This window comes from Suilimivivens sp. (assembly GCF_037359455.1).
In the GTDB taxonomy this organism is placed as follows: Bacteria; Bacillota; Clostridia; order Lachnospirales; family Lachnospiraceae; genus Suilimivivens; species Suilimivivens aceti.
In genome coordinates this window covers 91831-114283 of sequence record NZ_JAXXXI010000045.1, presented here as the reverse complement: position 1 = coordinate 114283, position 22453 = coordinate 91831, and the positions used below count along the sequence as shown (strand labels likewise).

General features: G+C 45.2%; 21 protein-coding genes. All 21 read right to left on the bottom strand.

Going from position 1 to position 22453, the window contains the following annotated elements:
- Window position 1: 1 nt before the first annotated feature.
- The 21 genes from WJQ40_RS09665 to WJQ40_RS09565 all read right to left on the bottom strand — a co-directional run bounded on the left by WJQ40_RS09665 (window position 2) and on the right by WJQ40_RS09565 (window position 22382).
- Window positions 2-796 (bottom strand): sigma-E processing peptidase SpoIIGA, encoded by a 795-nt coding sequence (locus tag WJQ40_RS09665; RefSeq protein ID WP_262574073.1) that lies wholly within the window; start codon window positions 794-796, stop codon window positions 2-4.
- A 165-nt stretch (window positions 797-961) separates the two neighbouring features.
- Window positions 962-2278, bottom strand: coding sequence for a M18 family aminopeptidase (locus WJQ40_RS09660; RefSeq protein WP_337539691.1), 1317 nt, complete (start codon window positions 2276-2278; stop codon window positions 962-964).
- Window positions 2279-2351: 73 nt separating this feature from the next.
- Window positions 2352-3545 carry a cell division protein FtsZ gene (ftsZ, locus tag WJQ40_RS09655; protein ID WP_118797755.1) on the bottom strand — a complete coding sequence of 398 codons (1194 nt, stop codon included), beginning with the start codon at window positions 3543-3545 and terminating at the stop codon, window positions 2352-2354.
- Between the two features lie 118 nt (window positions 3546-3663).
- Complete coding sequence (locus WJQ40_RS09650; protein ID WP_337539687.1) at window positions 3664-4536, bottom strand: FtsQ-type POTRA domain-containing protein; 873 nt, start codon at window positions 4534-4536, stop codon at window positions 3664-3666.
- 4 nt (window positions 4537-4540) lie between these two features.
- The gene (gene murA / locus WJQ40_RS09645) at window positions 4541-5791 is read right to left on the bottom strand and encodes a UDP-N-acetylglucosamine 1-carboxyvinyltransferase (protein WP_337539684.1); all 1251 of its coding nucleotides are present in this window, start codon (window positions 5789-5791) and stop codon (window positions 4541-4543) included.
- A gap of 72 nt (window positions 5792-5863) precedes the next feature.
- Complete coding sequence (locus WJQ40_RS09640) at window positions 5864-7027, bottom strand: putative peptidoglycan glycosyltransferase FtsW (RefSeq protein WP_337539681.1); 1164 nt, start codon at window positions 7025-7027, stop codon at window positions 5864-5866.
- A gap of 5 nt (window positions 7028-7032) precedes the next feature.
- Window positions 7033-8394 (bottom strand): UDP-N-acetylmuramoyl-L-alanine--D-glutamate ligase, encoded by a 1362-nt coding sequence (gene murD, locus WJQ40_RS09635; RefSeq protein ID WP_337539678.1) that lies wholly within the window; start codon window positions 8392-8394, stop codon window positions 7033-7035.
- Window positions 8395-8425: 31 nt separating this feature from the next.
- On the bottom strand, window positions 8426-10153 hold the full coding sequence (locus tag WJQ40_RS09630; RefSeq protein WP_337404607.1) for a penicillin-binding transpeptidase domain-containing protein: 1728 nt from the start codon (window positions 10151-10153) through the stop codon (window positions 8426-8428).
- 77 nt (window positions 10154-10230) lie between these two features.
- On the bottom strand, window positions 10231-12471 hold the full coding sequence (locus tag WJQ40_RS09625; protein WP_337539676.1) for a penicillin-binding protein 2: 2241 nt from the start codon (window positions 12469-12471) through the stop codon (window positions 10231-10233).
- An 11-nt stretch (window positions 12472-12482) separates the two neighbouring features.
- Window positions 12483-12974: a cell division protein FtsL gene (locus tag WJQ40_RS09620; protein WP_118797914.1), complete on the bottom strand. Its 492-nt coding sequence runs from the start codon at window positions 12972-12974 to the stop codon at window positions 12483-12485.
- Window positions 12975-13026: 52 nt separating this feature from the next.
- On the bottom strand, window positions 13027-13962 hold the full coding sequence (gene rsmH, locus WJQ40_RS09615) for a 16S rRNA (cytosine(1402)-N(4))-methyltransferase RsmH (RefSeq protein WP_118797750.1): 936 nt from the start codon (window positions 13960-13962) through the stop codon (window positions 13027-13029).
- 11 nt (window positions 13963-13973) lie between these two features.
- Window positions 13974-14405, bottom strand: coding sequence for a division/cell wall cluster transcriptional repressor MraZ (gene mraZ / locus WJQ40_RS09610; RefSeq protein ID WP_118797749.1), 432 nt, complete (start codon window positions 14403-14405; stop codon window positions 13974-13976).
- A 309-nt stretch (window positions 14406-14714) separates the two neighbouring features.
- Window positions 14715-15812 carry a redox-regulated ATPase YchF gene (gene ychF / locus WJQ40_RS09605; RefSeq protein ID WP_118797748.1) on the bottom strand — a complete coding sequence of 366 codons (1098 nt, stop codon included), beginning with the start codon at window positions 15810-15812 and terminating at the stop codon, window positions 14715-14717.
- A 115-nt stretch (window positions 15813-15927) separates the two neighbouring features.
- A complete protein-coding gene (locus WJQ40_RS09600; RefSeq protein WP_337539671.1) occupies window positions 15928-16734 on the bottom strand; it encodes a tyrosine-type recombinase/integrase in 807 nt (268 codons plus the stop codon).
- Between the two features lie 80 nt (window positions 16735-16814).
- Window positions 16815-17021 carry an excisionase gene (locus tag WJQ40_RS09595; protein WP_262574086.1) on the bottom strand — a complete coding sequence of 69 codons (207 nt, stop codon included), beginning with the start codon at window positions 17019-17021 and terminating at the stop codon, window positions 16815-16817.
- Window positions 17022-17747: 726 nt separating this feature from the next.
- Window positions 17748-18095 carry a helix-turn-helix transcriptional regulator gene (locus WJQ40_RS09590; protein ID WP_337539667.1) on the bottom strand — a complete coding sequence of 116 codons (348 nt, stop codon included), beginning with the start codon at window positions 18093-18095 and terminating at the stop codon, window positions 17748-17750.
- Window positions 18096-18202: 107 nt separating this feature from the next.
- Window positions 18203-19372 carry a hypothetical protein gene (locus WJQ40_RS09585; protein ID WP_337404947.1) on the bottom strand — a complete coding sequence of 390 codons (1170 nt, stop codon included), beginning with the start codon at window positions 19370-19372 and terminating at the stop codon, window positions 18203-18205.
- A complete protein-coding gene (locus WJQ40_RS09580) occupies window positions 19365-20072 on the bottom strand; it encodes a M15 family metallopeptidase (protein ID WP_337539664.1) in 708 nt (235 codons plus the stop codon). Before WJQ40_RS09580 ends, WJQ40_RS09585 begins: the two co-directional genes overlap by 8 nt.
- 240 nt (window positions 20073-20312) lie before the next feature.
- A complete protein-coding gene (locus WJQ40_RS09575) occupies window positions 20313-21056 on the bottom strand; it encodes a copper homeostasis protein CutC (RefSeq protein ID WP_337539662.1) in 744 nt (247 codons plus the stop codon).
- A 224-nt stretch (window positions 21057-21280) separates the two neighbouring features.
- Window positions 21281-21712: a flavodoxin gene (locus WJQ40_RS09570; protein ID WP_337539659.1), complete on the bottom strand. Its 432-nt coding sequence runs from the start codon at window positions 21710-21712 to the stop codon at window positions 21281-21283.
- Window positions 21713-21734: 22 nt separating this feature from the next.
- Window positions 21735-22382: a DUF3793 family protein gene (locus tag WJQ40_RS09565; protein ID WP_337539657.1), complete on the bottom strand. Its 648-nt coding sequence runs from the start codon at window positions 22380-22382 to the stop codon at window positions 21735-21737.
- Window positions 22383-22453 lie beyond the last annotated feature (71 nt).

Sequence of the window (22453 nt, the reverse complement as noted above, 5' to 3'; positions counted from 1 at the left end):
CCTATAAAAACCACTGCTGTGGCAAAATCATCTGATATTTCTTCCTTCCGGACACACGCTCTCTGCACACGGCAATCATCACCTGCTTAAGGCGTCTTCTGCCCGTTTCCTCCTCCAGCTGTATTTCTTCTATTTCATAGGCATCCAGCATTCCTCTTTCTGTTCCTATACTGTGAAAGGGAATGATCCTGTATTTCTCAGGTCTTTTGCAGTGGCTCATTTTTTCAAAGCACACCTCATCCAGTACTGCCACCGGCTTTCTGCTGACGGGCTCAATCAGCCCGTTCCCGGTATCGATCAGTCCTGTTATGGCGAAATTCCCGTCATCCCCGGGAAGCCATACCCTGCAGAAATGTGTCTGCATTTTTCTCTGCTTCCAGTCCTGCAAAAAAGCCGCAAGTCCATATATTGCCATGCCCGAAAGCATAAGCAGATCTCCCTGTACTCTTATGCTGTTTTCCAGGAGAAGACGCTTTACAAGCAGCATGCCCCCACCCATGAAAAATGCAAAGGTGAAATAAAGCAGCAGCCCTGTAAGCAGTTCTTTTCCTTTCTGAAAAGGTGCTGTGATCTTCAGCATGAGCAGTGCTGTGATCACTTTTACAAAGATCCCGGAAAGCAGGCTTCCTGGCAGGCACAGGGTAATACAGTACATCCCTGCTCCTGCCGCTGCCCCGCCCATGACCCGAAAAAAAGTGGTAGATTTCCTAAGGGTCTTAAGGATCAGTCTCAGGATCAGAAAATCAGGCACCAGATTATGTAGAAAGATACTGTCAAGATACAGAACTTTTTGCAAGTGTCACCTCTCTTTCCATGGCACTTCATCATTATAATCATTCTGAAGTCCGGATTTTGTCAAAATCCGGACTTCACTCCCATAACTCATCGCAAAAGGAGCCGGGAAACATGTCCGTTTCTGCAAACGGTACACATTCTCCGGCTCCTTTATTCCTTTCCGTGATCACATACTGTAAAAGCTTCTGGCTGCCTTCACAAGCATTCTGATATCCTTCGTTCCTGCTGTTTCCACGCTGGAATGCATGGCAAGCTGTGCCAGCCCGATATCCACACAGGGAATGGAAACCTGTCCTGCAGAAATATTACCAAGAGTAGAGCCACCGGCAATATCAGAACGGTTACAGTATACACTGACAGGCACATCGGCATCCCTGCATACCCTTCTCATGACAGCTTCCGAATATGCATCCGTGGTATATTTCTGCCCTCCATGATACTTGATCACAATGCCTCCATTCAGATATGGCCTGTTTCCCGGATCTGCCTTTTCCGGGTGAGCCGGATGCATGGCATGGGCATTGTCTGCGGAGATCATGAAGCTGTCGGCAAGAAGCTGCAGATAAGTGCTTTCAGAAGGATCATACTCTTCACTGATCCGCCGCAGGGTATCCCTCAGAAATGTAGAAGCTGCACCCTGCTTGGTAAGGCTTCCCACCTCCTCATTATCAAAAAGCGCATAAACATTTATATAATCCTTACTATCACCCTTCAGAAACCCCTTAAGGCTTCCATATGCACAGGCAAGATCATCCAGTCTTGGAGAAATGATCAGTTCCTTCGAAGCTCCTGCAAGTCTTCCTTTTTCCCTGACATATAAGAACAATTCCTTCCCAAGAATATCTTCCCTCTTCACGCCGGCATACTGTGCCACCTTGTCCATCAGGATATCGCCAGCCTTCTTTTCCTTTCCTTCCTCTACGGCAAGAAGCGGCTGCAGATCAGTCTGGGGATTATAGGTCAGCTTGTCATTCATGCCACGGTTCATATGAATAGCCACATTGGGGATCACAAGCAGATCCTCATCCACATTCACTGTTTTGGAAAGAAGCTGATCCTCTTTCTGATAGACAATCCTTCCAGCTACAGAAAGACACCTGTCTAACCACGTGGCATGGATCATGCCTCCATATGGCTCCACATTCAGTCTGACATAACCGCCCTCGGTCTTCATCTCCCCTTCACATTTTACCTTAAAGGTGGGAGAATCACTGTGAGATGCCATAATGTGGAAGCCCTTTGGTTTCCCCTCCGGCAGGGTAAATGCTATCAGAGAGGAACCATTCCGCTTCACATAATACCGGTTTTGTTCCGGATCCTTTCTTAATCTTTCTGTAAGACCATAGCCTTCCTTTTCCGAAAGTCCGACAAAGCCTTTCTTCTGCAGGCGCTTCTCTACATTTTCTACAGCATGGAAACAGCTCATGCTCTCTTCTATAAAGGTAAGGCACTCCTGTGCCTCTTTTAATTCTTCCTCATTCATACTCTTTCTCCCATAATAATTGATAAGAGCTGTATATCTGATGATATACAGCTCCTGTGCTTACTTATCTCTTTTATTTCTTCTGCAGGAATCCTGGAATATCTAACGGCTTGTTCTCTACCTTGCTTCTGATATCACCGGGATTGATGATTCCCTGTGCCGGCTTTCTTACAGGTGTCTGTACCTGTCCCTGCATGGGATTCTCAGCCGGAGCTGTGAAAGGTCTGCTCTTCAGATTCACATTCGGGGTAACCGGCTTCACATATTTATTTGCGTAGGTTCCCATATTGGACATTGTCTTGTTATTAGGCAGTGTCTCATCAACCAGACCAGTCGCAATAACAGTAACCTTGCAGGAATCTGTCTTGCTTGCATCATACATGGCACCAAAGATAATATTCACATCATCTCCTGCAAGCTCCTGAACATAGCTTGCTGCATCGGATGCATCTGCCAAGGTAATATCTCCGGATACATTAATGATCACATGGGTAGCACCGGAAATAGTTGTCTCAAGCAGCGGGCTCTCTACTGCCATCTTGACAGCTTCGCTTGCCTTATCATCTCCCTTGCCTTCACCAATACCGATGTGGGCAATACCCTTGTCCTTCATAACTGTCTGCACATCCGCAAAGTCCAGATTGATAACAGCAGGAACATTGATCAGGTCTGTAATACCCTGCACTGCCTGCTGAAGCACCTCATCTGCCTTCTTAAGGGCATCCGGCATGGTTGTCCGTCTGTCTACGATCTCAAGAAGCTTGTCATTGGGAATGATGATCAGTGTATCTACATTATCTTTAATTCTCTCAATACCACTTATGGCATTGACCATACGTGCCTTTGCTTCGAAACGGAAGGGCTTGGTAACAACGCCTACAGTAAGGATACCCATATCCTTGGCAAGCTTGGCCACTACCGGTGCTGCACCGGTTCCGGTTCCGCCTCCCATACCACAGGTTACAAATACCATATCTGCACCCTTCAGCGCTGCGGATATCTCTTCGCTGCTCTCCTCAGCTGCCTTCTCACCGATCTCAGGCTTGGCTCCTGCACCAAGTCCTTTGGTCAGCTTCTCGCCGATCTGCAGGAGCTTTGGTGCCTTGCAAAGCTGTAAGGCCTGCTTATCGGTGTTGATCCCGATAAATTCTACTCCTGTAATATTCTCTTCTACCATTCTATTAACAGCGTTATTGCCTGCACCGCCTACACCGACTACAATAATGCGGGCAGCAGACTCAGCGTCGTTTGTCTTAATCTCCAGCAAGGTGCTTCCTCCTTCATCATTCCCTAAAAACTCATATAGATTATCATATAATTTTTCCAGTGATTAATCAACCACTAATTTCAGTTTTTCATAAACTTTTTAAAGCCTGTACGTTCTTTTATTCTGTCTTAGAATCCGGCTCAAAAGTTATCGTTTTCGTCTCTTCTGTATAGTTTTCCATGCGCAGTGTTCCACTCTTTCCGGTCAGCTCCGGCAGGATATACTGTAGCTCCATCACCTTTTCCTCCAGATTGCCGCTGTTACCAAAAGCTGCCTTTACATTTTCAAAATAAAGGGTCAGGGAGTTGTCCGAACCAAAGAAAATCCGGTCTACTATAAGATTATATTTGTTCACAAGCTGGGTTATGCTTAAAATCTCACTGAAAATCTCAGGATTTTCCACAGGAAGTGCCTGATAAAGAACCACATGGTCAAATGTAAGTCCCGTGACCATGGGAATACCCTTTGTTTTTTCAGGAGAGCTTTCCACTACGATCCCATCCTTATCAAAGTACAGATATCTGTCCAAATACTCCACATATCCGGCCAGTGCCTTTTCATAAACTTCTATTTTTACCGTATGAGGATCCAGAACAGAAACGTCCATTTTTTCTACAAACGGAATCCCCTCTATGCTCTTATCCCTGTACTTCAGTGACAGGATCAGGGAATTATTCCCATACCTTCCGCTCATGACCATATTCATGATCTCTTCATTGCTGTAATGGACATTACCCTCCACATAAACATTGGTAACCGTATAATTGGCCGTGATATACCAATAGGCTGCTGCCGTAATGCCGGCAAGCAGGACAAGAACCACAAGCAGAATGATCCCCCATACCGGGAAGCTGCCCTTCTCTCTTTTCCGCTTTTTCGGCTTTTTCCCTGCCTCACCCTCCAGTACACGGAATCTTGGCAGGGACATTGTTGTCATAGGTATATTCGCTTTTTTCTGCTGTTTTCTTTTCTTCGTGACTTTTCCTGCCATAATCCTATCCACACACAATATTGATTCCCAGATCCTGCAGATCTCTGCAGATATCCTCATAGCCTCTTTCTATAAAGTGCCTGCCTGTCACTGTAGTTTCCCCCTGTGCCATACAGCCTGCGATCACAAGTCCTGCACCGCCCCGCAGCTCTCCTGCATTTACCAGGCATCCCCGCAGATTTTCCACACCACAGATTCCTGCCATATCACCTTCCGTCCGGATACAGGCTCCCATTTTGCAAAGCTCACTTGCTATCCGGAAACGGTCTTCAAAGATCTTCTCTTCTATTACACTTTTTCCTTCTGCCTTTGACAGAACTGCCATCAGGGGCGACTGCAGATCTGTGGGAAAGCCAGGATATACTTCTGTCCGGATACAGGAAACCGGCTTTTTCACAGGATCTGTCATCACTGTGATCCCCTCTCTGGTGATCATGACCTCTGCTCCCATTTCCCTGGCCAGCCAGATCACGCAGTTCATCTGCATGGCAGGTGCTTCTCTTAAGAAAACATGACCACCGGCTCCAAGGGCTGCCAGCAGATACGTACCTGCCACGATCCGGTCTGCCGGCACCCGGAAACGGGTTCCATGCAGCTTTCTGCCACCTTCGATCAGGATCACACATCCACCGGCACCCTCGATCATGGCGCCGCTTTTACATAAAAACTGACAAAGTGCAACGATCTCCGGCTCTCTGGCTGCATTCTGCAGCACCGTGATCCCCCTTGCCATAACAGCTGTCAATATCACGTTTTCTGTTGCTCCCACACTCGGAAAAGGAAGCGTGATCACATTCCCTGTGAGGTTCCCGGCTCTTGCTGTAAATGCCCCGTCCTTCTCCTCAATATCCACTCCCATTCTGGCCAGCGCTTTCAGATGAATATCAATAGGACGTCTTCCTATCACACATCCCCCGGGATATTCCATGGTAACCTCATGGAATCTTCCAAGCATGGCGCCAAGAAGCATCAGGGACGAGCGCATCCCCGTAACTGATTCCCCTTCCATCATCTCCTTGGATACGTCTCTTGCATCAATCAAAAGTGTACGATCTGCTCTGCTTACCCGGCAGCCGATCTTCTCAAGGAGTTTCTGCATACGGAATACATCCGATATCCTGGGACAATTTTCAATAATACTGATATCTTCTATTAAAAGTGCGGCTGCCATAACCGGCAATACCGCATTTTTAGATCCCTGTATTTTTGTCTCCCCGAAAAGAGCATTTCCTCCTCTTATATGAACAGCATCCAAATTTCATCCACCCTTTGCAGATTAGACCTATTCTACTATATGCTCTTTTTCAGGAAAAGTGTCTGTACGCCTTTACAGATCCTTCAGCTTGATTCCTTTGCCTACACTCAGGACAAGTCCCATTTCGATCAGAAGGAACAGAACTGAGGAGCCTCCGTAGCTGATAAACGGAAGTGAAATACCGGTATTGGGGATCGTATTGGTAACAACAGCAATATTCAGGATCACCTGGATCGCAATATGTCCCATCACACCAACGACCAGCATCGCACCAAACAGATCCGGCGCATTATTGGCAATGACCATAAATCTCCAGATCAGCAGGATGAAAAGCACGATAACAGTAGTCGCACCAAACAGCCCCAGTTCTTCACAGATGATAGAAAAGATCATATCATTCTGTGCCTCCGGAAGAAAGCCAAGCTTCTGCATACTCTGTCCAAGTCCCTTTCCCCAGATACCCCCTGATCCAATGGCATAAAGTGCCTGCAGAGTCTGGAAGCCCTTGCCATCTGCATAGGCCTCCGGATCTAACCACGCCAGAATACGTCCTCCACGGAAGCTCATGTTATCTGAGCTGGCTGCATTAACGATCAGGAATACAACGAGTGCCGCTGCTGCTGCACCCGCCAGACCGATCAGGATAAATTTCTTATAATCCGGACTGGACACGAATACCATCAGTACCGCAATCCCGAAAATGATAATCGCAGAACTCAGGTTTTTGGTGATCAGATATACTTCACCACAAATCGGCAGTGGGGCTGCCAGCATGATCATAAAGCCCTTGGTCGTCCGTATCCCCTTGCCGATCTTGCACACAAGACTTGCCAGGAACAGGATCATGGCAAGCTTTGCCACCTCCGCAGGCTGCAGGGACATTCCTGCAATACGGATCCACCTCTTGGCACCGTTTGCCTCGTAGCCAAGGGGCGTCAGTACCAGCAGGATCATAAATGCCGACACCAGATAGCCAAGGGTAGCAAACCGTTCCCAGAAATGGTAGGGAATACTGGCAACAATTACCATCAGAACCAGTCCCATGAGCGTTGCCACAAGCTGCTTTTTCAGATAATAAGCGGAATCCCCAAAGTCCATGTTGGCTTCATAGGAACTGGTAGAATACAGCATGATCAGACCAAAGCCCAGCAAAAACAGCACTATAAACAACAGTGTATAATCAAAAAATGATTCCTGCTGCCCTTTTTTTCTTCTTCCAGCGTTTCTATCTGCCACTTAGCTTATTCTCCTATTTTATTCACAAGCTCTTTAAAAATCTTACCTCTTACCTCATAATTGGGGAACATACCCCAGCTTGCGCAGGCAGGGGACAGCAGCACAGCATCTCCCGGCTCTGCCTGTTGTCTGCAAACCTCAAATGCCTCCTCAAAGGTATCCGCCAGAATGATATTCTCCACGCCGTGTTTCTTTGCACACGCTGCTATCTTATCCCTTGTCTGACCGATCAGTACAAGTGCCTTGACTTTACCGTCAAAGGCCTCGATCCATTCATCGTATTCGCTCTGTTTATCATAGCCGCCGCCAATCAGCACTGTTGGCTTTGTCATGGCACGGATTCCCTGAATGGCCGCATCCGGGTTAGTACCCTTGGAATCGTTATAATAATCTACGCCTTCTTTGGCTGCCACGAATTCGATCCGGTGCTCTACCGCATGGAAATTTCTTACGGTATCCAGGATCACATCCATGGGAACCTTCATGGCACGGCTGATCACAATCGCTGCCATGACATTTTCCACATTACAGATCCCCACAAGGTTCAGCTCATGGATATTCAGAAGCTTCTCTTCTGCTCCGTTTTCCTTAAGGTAAATATCCTCCCCTTTCAGGTAAATGCCTTCCGGGAGTTCTCTTCTGGATGAAAAATAAACCACCTTTGCCGGACATTTTTCACCAAAGGCTCTGGTATAACCATCCTCATAGTTCAGCACACAGACCTGATCCTTTGTCTGGTTCATGGCTATCTTCTCTTTGGTTTCCACATAGCATTCCATGGTATGGTGTCTGTTCAGGTGATCCGGTGTAATGTTCAGGATTGCTGACACCTCCGGTGCAAAGGTCTTTGTCGTTTCCAGCTGGAAGCTGCTGATCTCTGCTACTGTCACAGATTTCTCTGTCGTGGAAAGCACCTCTGTGGTAAAGGGATTTCCGATATTTCCCACTATAAATACAGAATCATAATATGCCTTCATAATATCCCCTGTCAGGGTCGTTGTGGTCGTCTTGCCATTGGTGCCTGTAATGGCAACGATCTTTCCTTTGGCAAACTGACTTGCCAGCTCGATCTCACCGATCACCGGTACATTTTTCTTCTGAAATTCTTCAACCAGAGGGGAATCAATGGGAACTCCGGGGCTGATCACCAGAAGATCTATCTTTTCCTTCATCTCCTCCGGCACTTCTCCGAGCACGATCCGGATTCCTTCTACTCCTTCCAGCTTCTTTCTGATCTCTTCTATATCCAGTTTATCATTTCCGTCAAACAAAACAGGTCTGGCTCCAACCTGTAAAAGCAGCCTGGCTGCACCAATTCCACTGATACCGGTTCCAATCACAAGAACCTCTTTATCCTGTAACTCCATTTTCATTTCCTTTCTTTTCTGTTCCTGTCCATTACGGATTATTATAATCCATTTTCCCCAAATAAGGAAGAATATTTTCAAAAAGCTGCCTGACCACCGGTGCTGCGATCTGTCCGCCATAATAGACTCCCTGTGGATTATGGATGATGGCAAGCGCAAGCACCTCAGGATCATCTGCCGGTGCAAAGCCAAGAAAAGATGCAATATATCTCCCGCTTCCTCTAGGCAGTGTCTGGCTGGTTGCCGTTTTACCGCCGACTCTTGCTCCTTCCACATAACCGTTCTTACCAGAGCCACTCTCCACCACCTGTTCCAGGATCATCCGCATTGTAGCTGAGGTTTCTTCTGAAACTATATGTTCCGTCACCGGATAGGAGAAATTCTTTATTTGTGTCTTATCTTTATTCATGCTGCGCACCCCGAAATGAGGCGTGATCCGGTTTCCTCCATTTACAATGCTGCTCACCGTTGCGGCAAGCTGGATCGGTGTAATCTGAAAAGACTGTCCAAAGGATACGGTAGCCAGTTCCACAGCTTTCATATCCTCCTTTTTGTGCATGATCGTCCCTGCCTCTCCCGGCAGATCGATACCCGTTTTCTGCAATAGTCCAAACTGTTTAAAATAGTGATAATAACGGTCTACACCGATTCTTAGACCCACCGTAATAAAAACGGGATTACAACTGTTTTTTGTCCCATCAACGAACGTTTCTGATCCGTGACCGGTCGTCTTATGACACCTGATCCTCCGATCCTCTACCATAATATAACCAGGACAGAAAAAGGTATCCTCCACCGTTACTGCCCCTTCCTCCAGCCCTGCCGCAGCGGTGATGACCTTGAAGGTGGAACCGGGTTCATAAGTATCATTAATACAGCCATTCCGCCAGATTCCATTCAGGATCTCCTGCCTTTTTTCCTCTGATACACTTCCGTATTCCTCTCCAATCTCATAAGGGTGATTTAAGTCAAATTCCGGCACATCTGCCATGGCAAGGATCTCACCGTTCTTCGGATTCATCACAAGGATCGATACCCTGTCAGCTTCCTTTGTTTCCATTACCTGTCTGGCAAGCTGGTCTGCATAACTCTGAATATTCATATCAAGACTGATATAAAGATCATTTCCATCCACCGGCTCTACTCTGTTTTCCCCGGCTTCCTCGATCTCCACACCACCTGCATCCGTTACTGTCAGGATCGTGCCGTCAGTTCCCTTCAGGTAGTCTTCATATTTTACTTCAAGTCCGATGATCCCCTGATTGTCACCTCCTGTAAAGCCAAGCACCTTAGATGCCAGCTTTTCATATGGATAATATCTCTTATAATCTTCATCTACCTTCACACCATTAAGGTCATATTCCCGGATGCGGTCGCCCATTTCCTTATCTACATTGCTTTTGATCCTCTCTATGGAGGAATATTTTTCCACACGCCTTCTGACAGAATCAGCCGGCAGCTCCAGTTCCCTCGAAAGTACTTCTATCACCTTTTCAGGATCTGTAATCTGACTGTGGATCACAGAAATGGTGCACACTGTTTTATTGTCCGCAATGACCTTTCCACCAGCATCCAGAATCCTTCCCCTCGCTGCCTTGATGCTTCTTTCCCTTTCATGAAGCTCTCTTGCTTTTTCCGTATAATAAACGGAATCCGCCACCATCAGCCAGGTCAGCCTGCCAAGCAGCAGCAGAAAGATAAACAGGCAGGCAAAGAAAACTATAACGATCTTCTGCCGGTTAAAGGTCTTATTTTTCATTGTAGAAAACCTCATAGAAAAGGTATTATTATAATTTATTACCTGATCTATGAGGTTATTCCTCAGGTATGCTTTTGTTACTGCCCGGTATCTCCGGTATCACCTTCCGGATCTGCAGATGCTTCCGGGGACGGAGAGGCATCCGGCTCCTCTGCTTTCTCATCATAGCTGCCGCCAATGACTGCTCCGGTTACCGGATCTACCATATCACCGGTGTTGGGATCAACCGCATAACCCGTTGCAGGATCAATCGGGAAGGATTTCCATACTTCTTCCTTTTCTGTTTCTTCCTCTCCTTCGGTACCCGTGTCCTCACCGTTTTCTTCTCCGGTTCCTTCTTCTGTGGTGCCCCCGCCTTCTTCTGCCTCTTCTTCTGCTGCCGGTGCTGTCCGTATCTCGATCTGTAGCGCTTCCAGTTCTTCTCTTTCGCTGTCAGACAGCTCTTCTGTCATAAAGATTCCCATGTAAGGAAGAACCTCAGTCAGGATCCCTCTTACAATTCTTGTGGCAAACTTGGCATCATCCTGATACTGCACATTTGGTCTGTCTACCACAACATAAATAGCGATCTGCGGATCATCCGCCGGCGCATATCCCATAAAGGATACCACGTACTGTCCGTTTTTACGGGGCAGTGTCTCGGCTGTTCCTGTCTTACCGCCGATCATGTAGCCTGCCGGTCTTGCAGTTTTACCGGTACCATGCTCTCCTGTTACAACAGTATTGCAGTATTCCCTGATCATATCTGATGTATCTTCTGAGATCGTCTGCTTTAATACTCTTGGTTCAATATTCTGTACTGTAGCACCGGAAGGGCTTACGATCTTGCTGACCATGTGAGGTTCATAATAATATCCGCCATTGATCAGGGAGCAGAAGCCTGTGATCATCTGGATCATGGTCACATTAAAGGACTGTCCAAAGGTATTGGTCGCCATTTCCGTAGAGCCCATGGTATCCTTCGTATAAATCAGACTTGCTGTTCTTGCTTCTCCCTGAAGATCGATATTGGTCTTTAATCCAAAATTAAAAATATGCTGGAATTTAACAAAGGTATCGGTTCCCATTGCCTGTCCGATCTTCATCATGACCACGTTGCAGGATCTTTCAATTCCTTCCTGCACAGTCAGAAGACCATCACCATATCTGTTATGGCACCGGATCGGCCATCCACCAATTTCCAGACTTCCTTCACAGTTATAGGTCTCTGTTCCTGTGATCTTGCCGCTTTCCACTCCTGCCGCTACCGTAAAGGGCTTGGCTACAGATCCCGGCTCATAGGTGCTGCTGATACAGTAGTTCTTCCAGAGAGCATCCAGATGCTGGTACAGCATTTCCTCATCATCCAGTACATCCATATTCTCTTCTGTCAGGTACTCTCCGGTTTTATTTCCCTTCTCATCAAGTAACGGCATGCCCATAAGTGTGTCCGTATTTCTTGTATCATTCAGATCAAAATTCGGATAATTGGCCATGGCAAGGATCTCTCCGCTGTCCACCTTCATGATGATACAGCCTACATTTTCTGCGCCATTTCCCGGATGAAAATTATCCTTATATTCCTCATTGAATTTCAGCAGGTATTTCTCTACAATACTCTGGATGTTGGCATCTATGGTCGTCACCAGCGAATTGCCATCTTCTGCTGCGATCGTTTTTCTTTCCAGATCTGAGTCATCATTCAGGTAGCCATACTCTCTGCCCGGGATCCCGGAAAGAACATCATTGTAATATTCCTCCAATCCATAATTACCCCTGTTATCAGCTGTGGTAAATCCAATCACATCACAGGCAAGAGAATTGCCCGGATAAACCCTCTTATACTCTTCATCAAACCAGATTCCCTTGATCTGGGAACCCTCTTCATTCTGCATATCCAGGAAATCAGAGATCTCACTGTAGCTCAGACGCTTTGCCAGCACATGATACCTTGAGGTTTCCTTATTTTTTTCGATATAGTCCCTGATTGATGCCGTATCAATGCCAAATTCTCTCTGAAGAGCACTTAAGGTAGGTTCCAGGTACTCCTCTTTTTCCGATATGGCAACAGAATCCAGGATCACATTATAAACCTTTTCACTGGTAGCCAGCACACTTCCATTGGCATCCAGGATCGTTCCTCTTTTATAAGGGATCGTGGTACTGTCGTATCTCTGCTGGGACAGCACCTGCTTCTTATACTGTTCACCATTATCTCTGGAAATACGGTACAACTGGTAGAATAACCCGGCAAAAGCCAGCAGCACCGCAATAAACAGTACCACCAGCTTTTTCTGCATTTTAATTGTAAATTTACGATATGATTTTCCTCTTCCCATGAAGCTCCTGTTTAGTCGGGGATCTCTCCCTTCTGTATTACATAATCATTATCCTCACTGTTAAAGGCAATGATCTGACCTTCACCCGCATACTGCATTCCGAGCTCCTGAATCGCCTTCTGCTTCACCTCTTCCAGATTGGTGCTGCTGGAAATGCGGCTTAAACGCTCATCATTATCCAGCTTCAGGCTGTTCAGCTGGCTCTCCATGCGGGCAATATTCTTTACACTGTTTGTAATATCTGATTTCAGACTCAAATAACTGATCAGTACAAAGCCTACTGCCATCAGTGCCATGCCAAGGAAAAGCAGATAACCCACATTCATGTGCAGTGCCCGTTCCCGGTTGCGGCGTGTTGCATGATTTTTCCTGACAGGTCTGTTTCTCTCTGCAGGCACTGTCTGTAACTGTCTTGCGGTATTTCCATAAACGTACATACTGCTTTCAGCAGTACCACGATACACTCTCCCCGTATTCGGATTTCTTCTTCCGCCTGTTGCCATTTTTCCCCCCGTCGGCTCTGTCAGGAGCCTTTCCCCATTTAAGGCACAGCTCCTACGCCCTTTCAAAAATTCTCAGTTTTGCACTTTTCGCTCTTGAATTTCTCTCCAGTTCTTCCTCCCCCGGAAGAATCGGTTTATTCGTGATCACCTTTCCCTGGCTCACCTTCCCGCATACACAGACCGGAAATGATGGTGGACAGGTGCAGGGATTTTCTGCCTTTTTAAAAGCACTTTTTACAATGCGGTCTTCCAGAGAATGAAAGGTAATGATACAGAGCCTTCCTCCCGGATTTAAAAGCCCGATCAGCTCCTCCAGCGAATCCCGCAGCACCTCAAGTTCTTTATTGCATTCGATCCGGATCGCCTGATAGGTTCTCTTCGAAGGGTGTCCTCCTTCTGCCCTCATCTTCGCCGGGATCGCTGCTTTTATGATCTCATTGAGCTGCCCTGTGGTTTCAATGGGAGACTGCTGCCTCGCCGCCACGATATGCTTTGCTATGTTCTTGGCAAATTTATCTTCTCCATAGTCCCGGATCACCCGGAACAGCTCCATTTCGCTGTATCCATTGACAATATCTCTCGCTGTCAGAGTCTGACGCTTGTCCATCCTCATATCGAGCGGTGCATCATAGCGATAGGAGAATCCTCTCTCTTCTGTATCCAGCTGATAGGATGACACTCCAAGATCCAGCATCATGCCATCTATCTTCTCAATCTGCAGAGACTGCAGAATGCTCTTCGTGTTTCTGTAATTGCTTCTGACAATAATAACCCTGTCACCGAACTCCTTCAGTCTTTCTCCTGCAGCAGTGATTGCTGCTTCATCCTGATCAATACCAATCAGCTGTCCTCTGTCTGAAAGTCTGCTGGCAATTTCATAAGAATGTCCGCCACCTCCAAGAGTTCCATCTACATAAACGCCATCCGGTCTTATATTCAAACCGTCAATAGTTTCCTGAAGCAGGACGGAAGTATGATTAAATTTCATAGCCGTTTCTCCTATAACCCGATTCCAAGTTCTACCATGTGTGTGGAAATCTCGTCCATATCCTGATAAGTAACGGTGCCTTCCCATCTGTCCTTACTCCAGATTTCAATTCTGCTTCCCACACCGATCAGTACTGTATCTTTGGTGATGCCGGCAAAATCCCTAAGGACAGAAGGAAGCAGGATTCTTCCCTGCTTGTCCACTTCTACACTGGCTGCTCCTGCCAGGAAAAATCTGGTAAATTGTCTGACCTCTTTATCTATCATGGGCAGTGATCGAAGCTTCTCTGCAAAGACCTGCCACTCGGAATTGTCAAAAACGAACAGACAGCCATCCATCCCCTTTGTCACAACAAATTCATCTCCGAGAACCTCTCTGAATTTGGCGGGAATGATCAGTCTGCCTTTTGCATCTATTGTATGGTTGTACTCACCCATAAACATATGCATTCACCCGTCAGCCTAAAAATCTACCACTTCGCACCACTTCGATACACTTTAAACCACTTTCTACCACTTTTATGAACATTCTACCCCATTCAAGAGCATTATTCAATAGAAAAAAAGCAAAAATGTGATCCTGCCATATGCCGCAAAGCCGCATAAATACTGGGTTTTCAAGATATTGTGGCACAAAAAGAAGACAGCCACCACATGTGGTAGCTGCCTTCTTCCTGTTTCCAAAATTTTCTTAATTTTTCCTAAGTTTTTTCTTAAATGTTATAATGCCGGACTTTATGACCAGTCTGATTCCTAGACATTAAATCTAAACAGGATAACATCTCCATCTTTTACCACATAGTCCTTGCCTTCCATACCGACAAGTCCTTTCTCTCTCGCTGCTGCAAGGCTTCCCATTTCCAGCAGATCCTTGTAATTGACAACCTCTGCCTTGATAAAGCCTCTCTCAAAATCACTGTGGATCTTACCGGCTGCCTGAGGTGCCTTGGTACCCACTTTAATAGTCCATGCTCTTGTTTCATCCTCTCCTGCTGTCAGGAAGCTGTGCAGACCAAGCAGATGGTAGCTTGCCTTAATCAGCTTTTCAAGTCCGGATTCCTTTAAACCAAGATCTTCAAGGAACATGGCCTTCTCATCATCATCCAGTTCAGAGATCTCTTCCTCGATCTGCGCACAGATTACAAATACCTCACTGCCTGTTTCCTTCGCAAATTCTCGTACCTGTGCAACACCCTTATTGTCAGCACCGTCATTGGCAAGATCCTCTTCTGCCACATTAGCTGCAAAGATCACAGGCTTATAAGTGAGCAGATTGTAGGAAGCCAGCAGCGCCAGTTCATCCTCATCCTCTGTCTCATAGCTTCTTGCAAGCCTGCCTTCCTCCAAATGTGCCTTCAGTGACTCAAGGAGTGCTGCTTCCTTGGCGAGAGACTTGTCCATTCTCGCCTGCTTGCCTGTCTTGGCGATCCTTCTCTCCAGAATCTCAATATCAGAAAAGATCAGCTCCAGATTGATAGTTTCAATGTCACGGAGGGGATCAATGCTTCCGTCAACATGGATGACATTGGGATCCTCAAAGCATCTTACCACATGTACGATCGCATCCACTTCCCTGATGTTTGACAGGAACTGGTTGCCAAGTCCCTCACCCTTGCTGGCTCCCTTTACCAGTCCGGCAATATCTACGAATTCAATCACTGCAGGTGTTACCTTCTTGGAATGATACATGTCTCCAAGGAGCTTCAGTCTCTCATCCGGTACGGCTACAATTCCCACATTGGGGTCAATGGTACAGAACGGATAGTTTGCTGACTCTGCGCCTGCCTTGGTCAGTGAATTAAATAAAGTACTTTTTCCTACATTCGGTAAGCCGACGATTCCTAATTTCATATTTATCTTATCTCCTTTAAAAGTATTGATTTTACAAGCTTTTCATGCCTACGAATTATGCAGATGTTACAATTGGTGTTACATTTTTATAATAAATATAAGGATTTTTATAGAATTATATAACCTTCAACGCACCTGCTACAAGCTCAATTTCTTTGTGCTTTTCGTCCTCAGTGATATGGACATATAAATTCATGGTGATTCCGATATTAGAATGTCCCCATATCTTTTGAAGTGTCTTTGGCATCATACCTGCCTCAATACATCTTGTGGCGAATGTATGTCTGAGAACATGCATCGAAAATCTCTTAATGCCAACTTTATCGCAAAGCTTGAACAGCGCTGTATCATAAGTGCTGTTCTTTACCGGCTCTCCTTTTCTGCAAAGGAATACCTGATCTGCCCACTCCATAGGAATCACTTTTATCTTACTGTTTTTCTCTTTCTGAGCCTTCAGAATTCTAATTGCTTCATCTTCCTTAGCAAAGTCTAACATATTATAAAGAGTGATTCTAGTCTGATAAATCGTTGTAGTCTTGTACCCTTCATCTGCCATATCTGAAAAAATCTTCTGACAATGAATAGGTTTCACATCAACGAGAAGCATTTTCCCAATAACTTTGCTAATATTTCTATGATAGCGTTCTCGATAGTTACGTACCGTATTAGGTCGAACTGTTTTCTCTTTAATAGAAATCCAGTATTCAAACCAAGCATCCACCATCATGGTATTCGCCTCTGTTATACTGCTATGCTCATCTATATACTTTGCCTCATCAAGCCACTTCCTACATTCTTGCAGCTTTTTAAAACGCTTAACCCTCCTTTTGCCTAGCTTATCAACAAAACCTGCATTATATAAACCGTTTTTTTGCTGGGTAATACCCACACCCAGATCTTTACCTTTTAAATCTTTTCCCATAATAAGCCCCTTTCAAAAAAAGAAGCCTAAATACAGTACGAAATATTATACCATAGATAAGCTTCTTTGTGTTGCATTTTTTATTCAAGTTCTATGTTAGCCTCTAAGAACTGCTCAAACGCTCGCCTTTTCACTAATTTCTTTCGTCCAACATAGAGTACAAAAGGACAAGATGGTTTTCTCAGTAAATCTGCAATTCTATTTTGTCCTATATTACTTAATAAAGCAGCTTCATCTATAGTCAGAAGGATCTTCTCGCTAATTTTTATTTCTTCTTTATTCGCCATGTTGTTACCTCACTAATTTTAATTTTTAGATAACAGCTGCGATTTAGTTCTCCCATTTTTCTGTTTTACATTAAACAGCTTATACTATATATAGAAGGAGTTGATTTACATTGAGATACAGAAGCAGAACCGCTTCAAAAACCTGTTACATAAGATTCATTCTAAACTGGAAGATATGTTATTTTCCATTCTACAACACACACCAGACAGATTCATACCAAAATCCCTTATACGTTGGTTTGAGAAATACACCAACAAACGATTAGCACAACTGAAAAGCGATGTGATCCGTAAACGCTGGCAGACCATCGAATTAGAAAAGGCTGTTGATAATATCCATAAAAAGCAGCAGTCATAAAAATAAGAGGTTTCTCTTCTATATTATATAGTAGATTTACCTCTTTTTGTTTGAACATCTGTTCTCTTTATGTTATACTGTTATTGTGTAATTGAAAAGAAAGCAGGATGTGATTTTCCGAGTTATGCCCTCTAGTATTACGAAAGAGGGATGATGCCAATGAACACATTAGAAGTGCTTACTCTTTTATTAGTTGTTTTTGCGGCTCTATCTTACATAGATAACCATAACGACAAAAAGAAATAGCATCCTCCGACCAAAGTGAATGCTATTTCATAGTTGCAACTGAGGGCAAAATCGGATATTGCATCCGATTCGCTTTCTAAGTAGATTATACAATGGGGTGCTTGAGAAATCAAGTACCCTTTTTAATTGTCTTCTGTTTCATCTTGCATATAACGATTTTCATAAGATAATTCTGGCTTTAAGTCAACTTTCCATTCTATCAAGTCTTGTGGCTGACATTGTAAAAGCTGGCATATATCCTCTATCGTTTTTGTTGATACATCACCACTAGCGAATACTCTTCCTTTTTCTACATTCTCTGGCTTTTCATTGTATTCCTTTATTTTACGTTCAATATCCTCCCATGAATCACCACTACACATTTTCATTTTAGTATATATTCCTTGTGGAATTAAGCCTTTTTGCCTTATGATATATGTTGTTATTTTTTTGTCCTTTAACTTCTGCATCAGTTTATTGTAATTTATCATTAACATTTTTTCCATTCACTTTTGATTTGTGCAGGCATCAATATCTAAAATGCCACCTCACCTAAATTCGCAAATATTGGATAAAGAACGGTTAATTGGAGCATATACTACAACTTAGTCTTCCTAATATGGAAGATCACACCGCTCTTTGGATAAATCCATTCGTCCTTGACTGCGATGTCATAGAGTCCCGCTCTCTGAATACAGGCACCGGCATTGGCGCTGCTCTCCTTATTCAGATAAGAATACATCGCCACATCTATACCGTTTTTATATTTCAGCTTGATATGAGGTTCTCTGGTAGGATCCACCAGTGTGACTTCAAAAATGGAATTCCATACCCTGGGCATCTTGAAATAAATGCTTACCAGATGCTCGTTATCGACATCATTCCTGTCAAAATCGAGTTTGAACTTCAGAATAAATCCGTTACTCTTGCGCTCCACCTCGAACTTGGCATCCTCTTCGTTGTCTCCGCTGTTGTCGATACGTAAGATCGGCATGAACAGATCATTAATCACATTCCGTACTTTGTCTGCAGGAATACTGTTAATGAAGTCCACAGCTTCCGGCTCCACCACCAGATCCTCATTAAAAATACTCTTCGTGAAATCCGCATCGTGTCCGGTCTCGAGCAAACCTCCGTCCAAGCTCTTCTTGTCATAGGCAAACCCCAGGCAGATCATATCGCCGATATAATTTTCATCCACACCGCCCAGATATTTTACGTTAAATTTCAATTCCTCATCAATTAGATAGTATTTCCCGTCAGCGGCTCCCGGAAAACCGGCTTTCACATATTCCTCCGTAAGTTCCGGCTCCAAATTAATGGTGTAATCAAACATTTTCCGGATACGGGCACCTCTGGCACTGTCAAAATATTTCTCCATGTTGCTGGAAAGCATATCCACGGCATCCGCATCCTTCACCATGGATGTTATCGTGGATTTCAAAAATGTCTTCTTATCCTCATCACTGAAGGAATCCAGAATCTCCGGCTCACCCATCAGTGTCTTGGTGATCTGCTGGGAGGTTTCTCTGGCATAGGCATCCTGCGTCAACTTGTTATTCAGAATATCAAACAGCAGAAATGCTGCCAGCACACCGATCAGATTGCCTACGATATTGTCGATCAGATCATCAATGGTATAGCCGTTTTTCAACGCAAGATACGTATAGCCGACAAATACCAGCAACAGTGCAATTAATATAAGCACCATCGTGGCAGATAACGTGTCCATCACACTTTTTTTCTTCTTTTGTCTCTGATTATCCATGAATATCTCCTCTCGTAAATACACCCTCATAAATTGCAGGTCGTTTCCGGTAATATGCCCAGAACCGGTCACCATAATCGTAATGCCACCATTCCGACGGCAGGTTGGTAAAGCCTGCATCCGTCATGGCATAATAAAGCATACGCCGGTTATCCCGGATCTGCTCCTGCTCTGTGTTCTGCACATGTTCCGGTATCTCGAAATAGTCTGCGCACGTCTTGTCCGTAAAAGCATCGAATCCGCATCCCATGGGAAGTTCCCTGTTCTCCGGATCCAGAATCGTCAGGTCAATGGCTCCGCCCGTGGTATGTGCCGGAGGCACATTTTTGTCAGGAACCGGATCCGAAACAAACTTACAGATCACAGCTTTTCTCTCTGCTTCCGTTTTATTTTCCAGTGCGAAATCCCGAATGATATCCGCCGAGTATTTTTCAAAAAGTTCATGCTGCAGCTCAAACGGTCTCCAGGCATCCCAGATACGGAACCGGTAGCCCATGGGGAGATTGCCCGCTGCTGCACGTAATCTCTCATGCATTTCCTGCCGGACGAAACATTGTCTCTCGGCATGTTCCATTTTAAGCACCGGATACAACATTTTCACATCCCAGAGGTCATTGCTTTTTAATTCTATAAACGCAGAATCCGTGAATGCACTTTCCACATAGCGCTGTGGATCCGCAATCTTCGGTATCGGCCGCATTGTATCAGCCTCCTTTGACACTGTTTCATTCTTAATTATAATACCCCTTTCCCACCATAAATAGCAAGGGTACGATACATTTTCACAGCCCTCTTTATCCTTCAGATATTAATGCCTTCCCGATCACATCATATCTATCAGAATTAATCTGCTCCAGCAGGCATTTATATGGATCCTTCCAAACATGACAATCTTTCTGCCATACCGCCATGAGTCAATGATGCGTCTTCATGCAAATATTCAGACGGTCAATACTTTTACCATTTTTTCTACTTTTTTTGCATCCACCATTTCATATGCATTCTTTTGACCTGCGGCATAAGAAAAATCCACTTCCTGCTGTGAGGCAGTCACATCCACGCACCATTTTCGACAAGATGTATGTACCTGCTCCACTTTCGTATATTCCATCAAATCAATTACATTTTCGGCATTCACGCCGCTTCCTGCCAAAAATGTGATTTCGTTTCCATATTGGCTTTGCAACCATTGTAATTGTTTTCTTCCCGTCCATACATCCGGTGCACCACCACTGGTAAGAATCCGATCTGTACCAAGAGAGATCAAGGTTTCCACCGCATGCTCCTGCTGTACAACACAATCAAATGCCCGGTGAAATACTGCTTCTTTTCCCTTCTCATGAATAAGCGCAAGCATTTCTTTCGTCCGCATAACATCCAGCGTATGATCTGCTTTCAAAAAGCCAAAAGCAATCCCATCCGCCCCGTGATCCAAAAGCATGCGTGCATCCAAAAGCATGGTCTTATATTCTTCTTCCGAATAACAAAAGCCACCCCCTCTTGGCCGAACCATAGTCACAACAGAAATATCACATTGCTCCTTTGCGCAGAGCAAATTTGCAAGAGACGGAGTCAATCCGCCCAAATACAGCGCACTGTTAAGCTCCACACGATTCGCACCATTTTCCCAGGCTGTTTTCACATCTTCAAAGCTGCCACAGCAAATTTCCAGCAATCCTTTCAAAAGAACTCCTCCTTATATTCCTTTTATTTCTTTTCACTCACAATATCAACTTTACAGGTGAAATATCGATCTGTAAAGCATGTTTTCTCCTCCGGGAACAGCTGCTCGACTGAGTAAAAACACAAAAGCCATGTCACCGTACAGGACACCACTCTTATGTCCCATGCAGCGCATGGCCTTTGTGTGATATAAGATTTTAGAAGTTAGGTAATAAGCAATTTGATTTATAAGGCTGCCAGTGCCCTGCCAAGTGTCCTGCAGCTTGCGATCGCATCATCATCCGGGGTTTCCTGGCAGATCACGCCTTCGCCGCCTACAACAGCTGCGCCGGCTGCCTTGCATCTCTCTTCCCAGTCACGCATCCACTGGCCGTCTCCCCAGCCGTAGGAACCAAACAGGCCTACGCTCTTGCCGGCAAGGCTTCCTTCCAGTTCACACATGAAGGGCTCCATTTCCATTTCTTCCAGAACTTCTGCTCCCATGGCAGGGCATCCAAGGGCAAATCCCTTCATGCTCTGCAGATCGGCTGCGGATGCATCACTGACATTGATGATCTCTGCCTTGCTGCCGGCTTCCTGCACACCCTCTGCTACGGCTGCTGCCATAGCTGCTGTATTTCCACCCTGTGACCAGAATACGATTTTTACTGTTTCCATTGTTATGATTCTCCTCTCTTTTTTATGCCGGAACGATTCCAAGCGGTCTCTGATACAGCCTGATGATCTCCGGTATGCTGCGTCCTTCCTTCAGAAGACAAAGCAGATGATGTTCTGCAAAGGAATACCAGCGGAAGGTTCTCTGTTTCTGTGAAACATTATAGTACACCTTCCAGTACCCATTGCAGAGGTAACTGCCTCCCTTATGTAAGATAAAGCCTTCCACATCCTCTACCGGATATCCAAGCAGGATTCCCATTTCATGTGGAAAATCTTTCATACTCCTGCTGTAGGACTGGTATCTTCTGCGGAAACGGGCCAAAACCGCTGACAGGCTGATGCCCTCATGTCCTGCCCGCACACTGTCATAATCCGCTTTATACCCGGCCTTTACCAGCCATGCTTTTCTGTCCGGCTCTCCGAGCATCCTCTTCAGCCATTCCCGGTGATAAAGCAGGATAACCAGCCGTCCCTCTTCCTTCAGAAGAAGATACATACTGATGCTGCTGTCCTTCAGAAGCTCCCGTAACTGAAAAAGCTGTCCTTCAGGAATGATCAGCAGATTGGATACCTTAAGACCAGCGATCACAGGAGCACACTGTATGATCATCTGCACCTCCAGTCCCTCTGTTTCCATATGCTTTATCAGTTCCCATGTTTCTCTGCTCAATTCCTGCTCTCCCGAGTAAAAATTTCTCCACGGCTTTTAATAGTTAGTTTTGGCTAACTATTCTTTTCAGA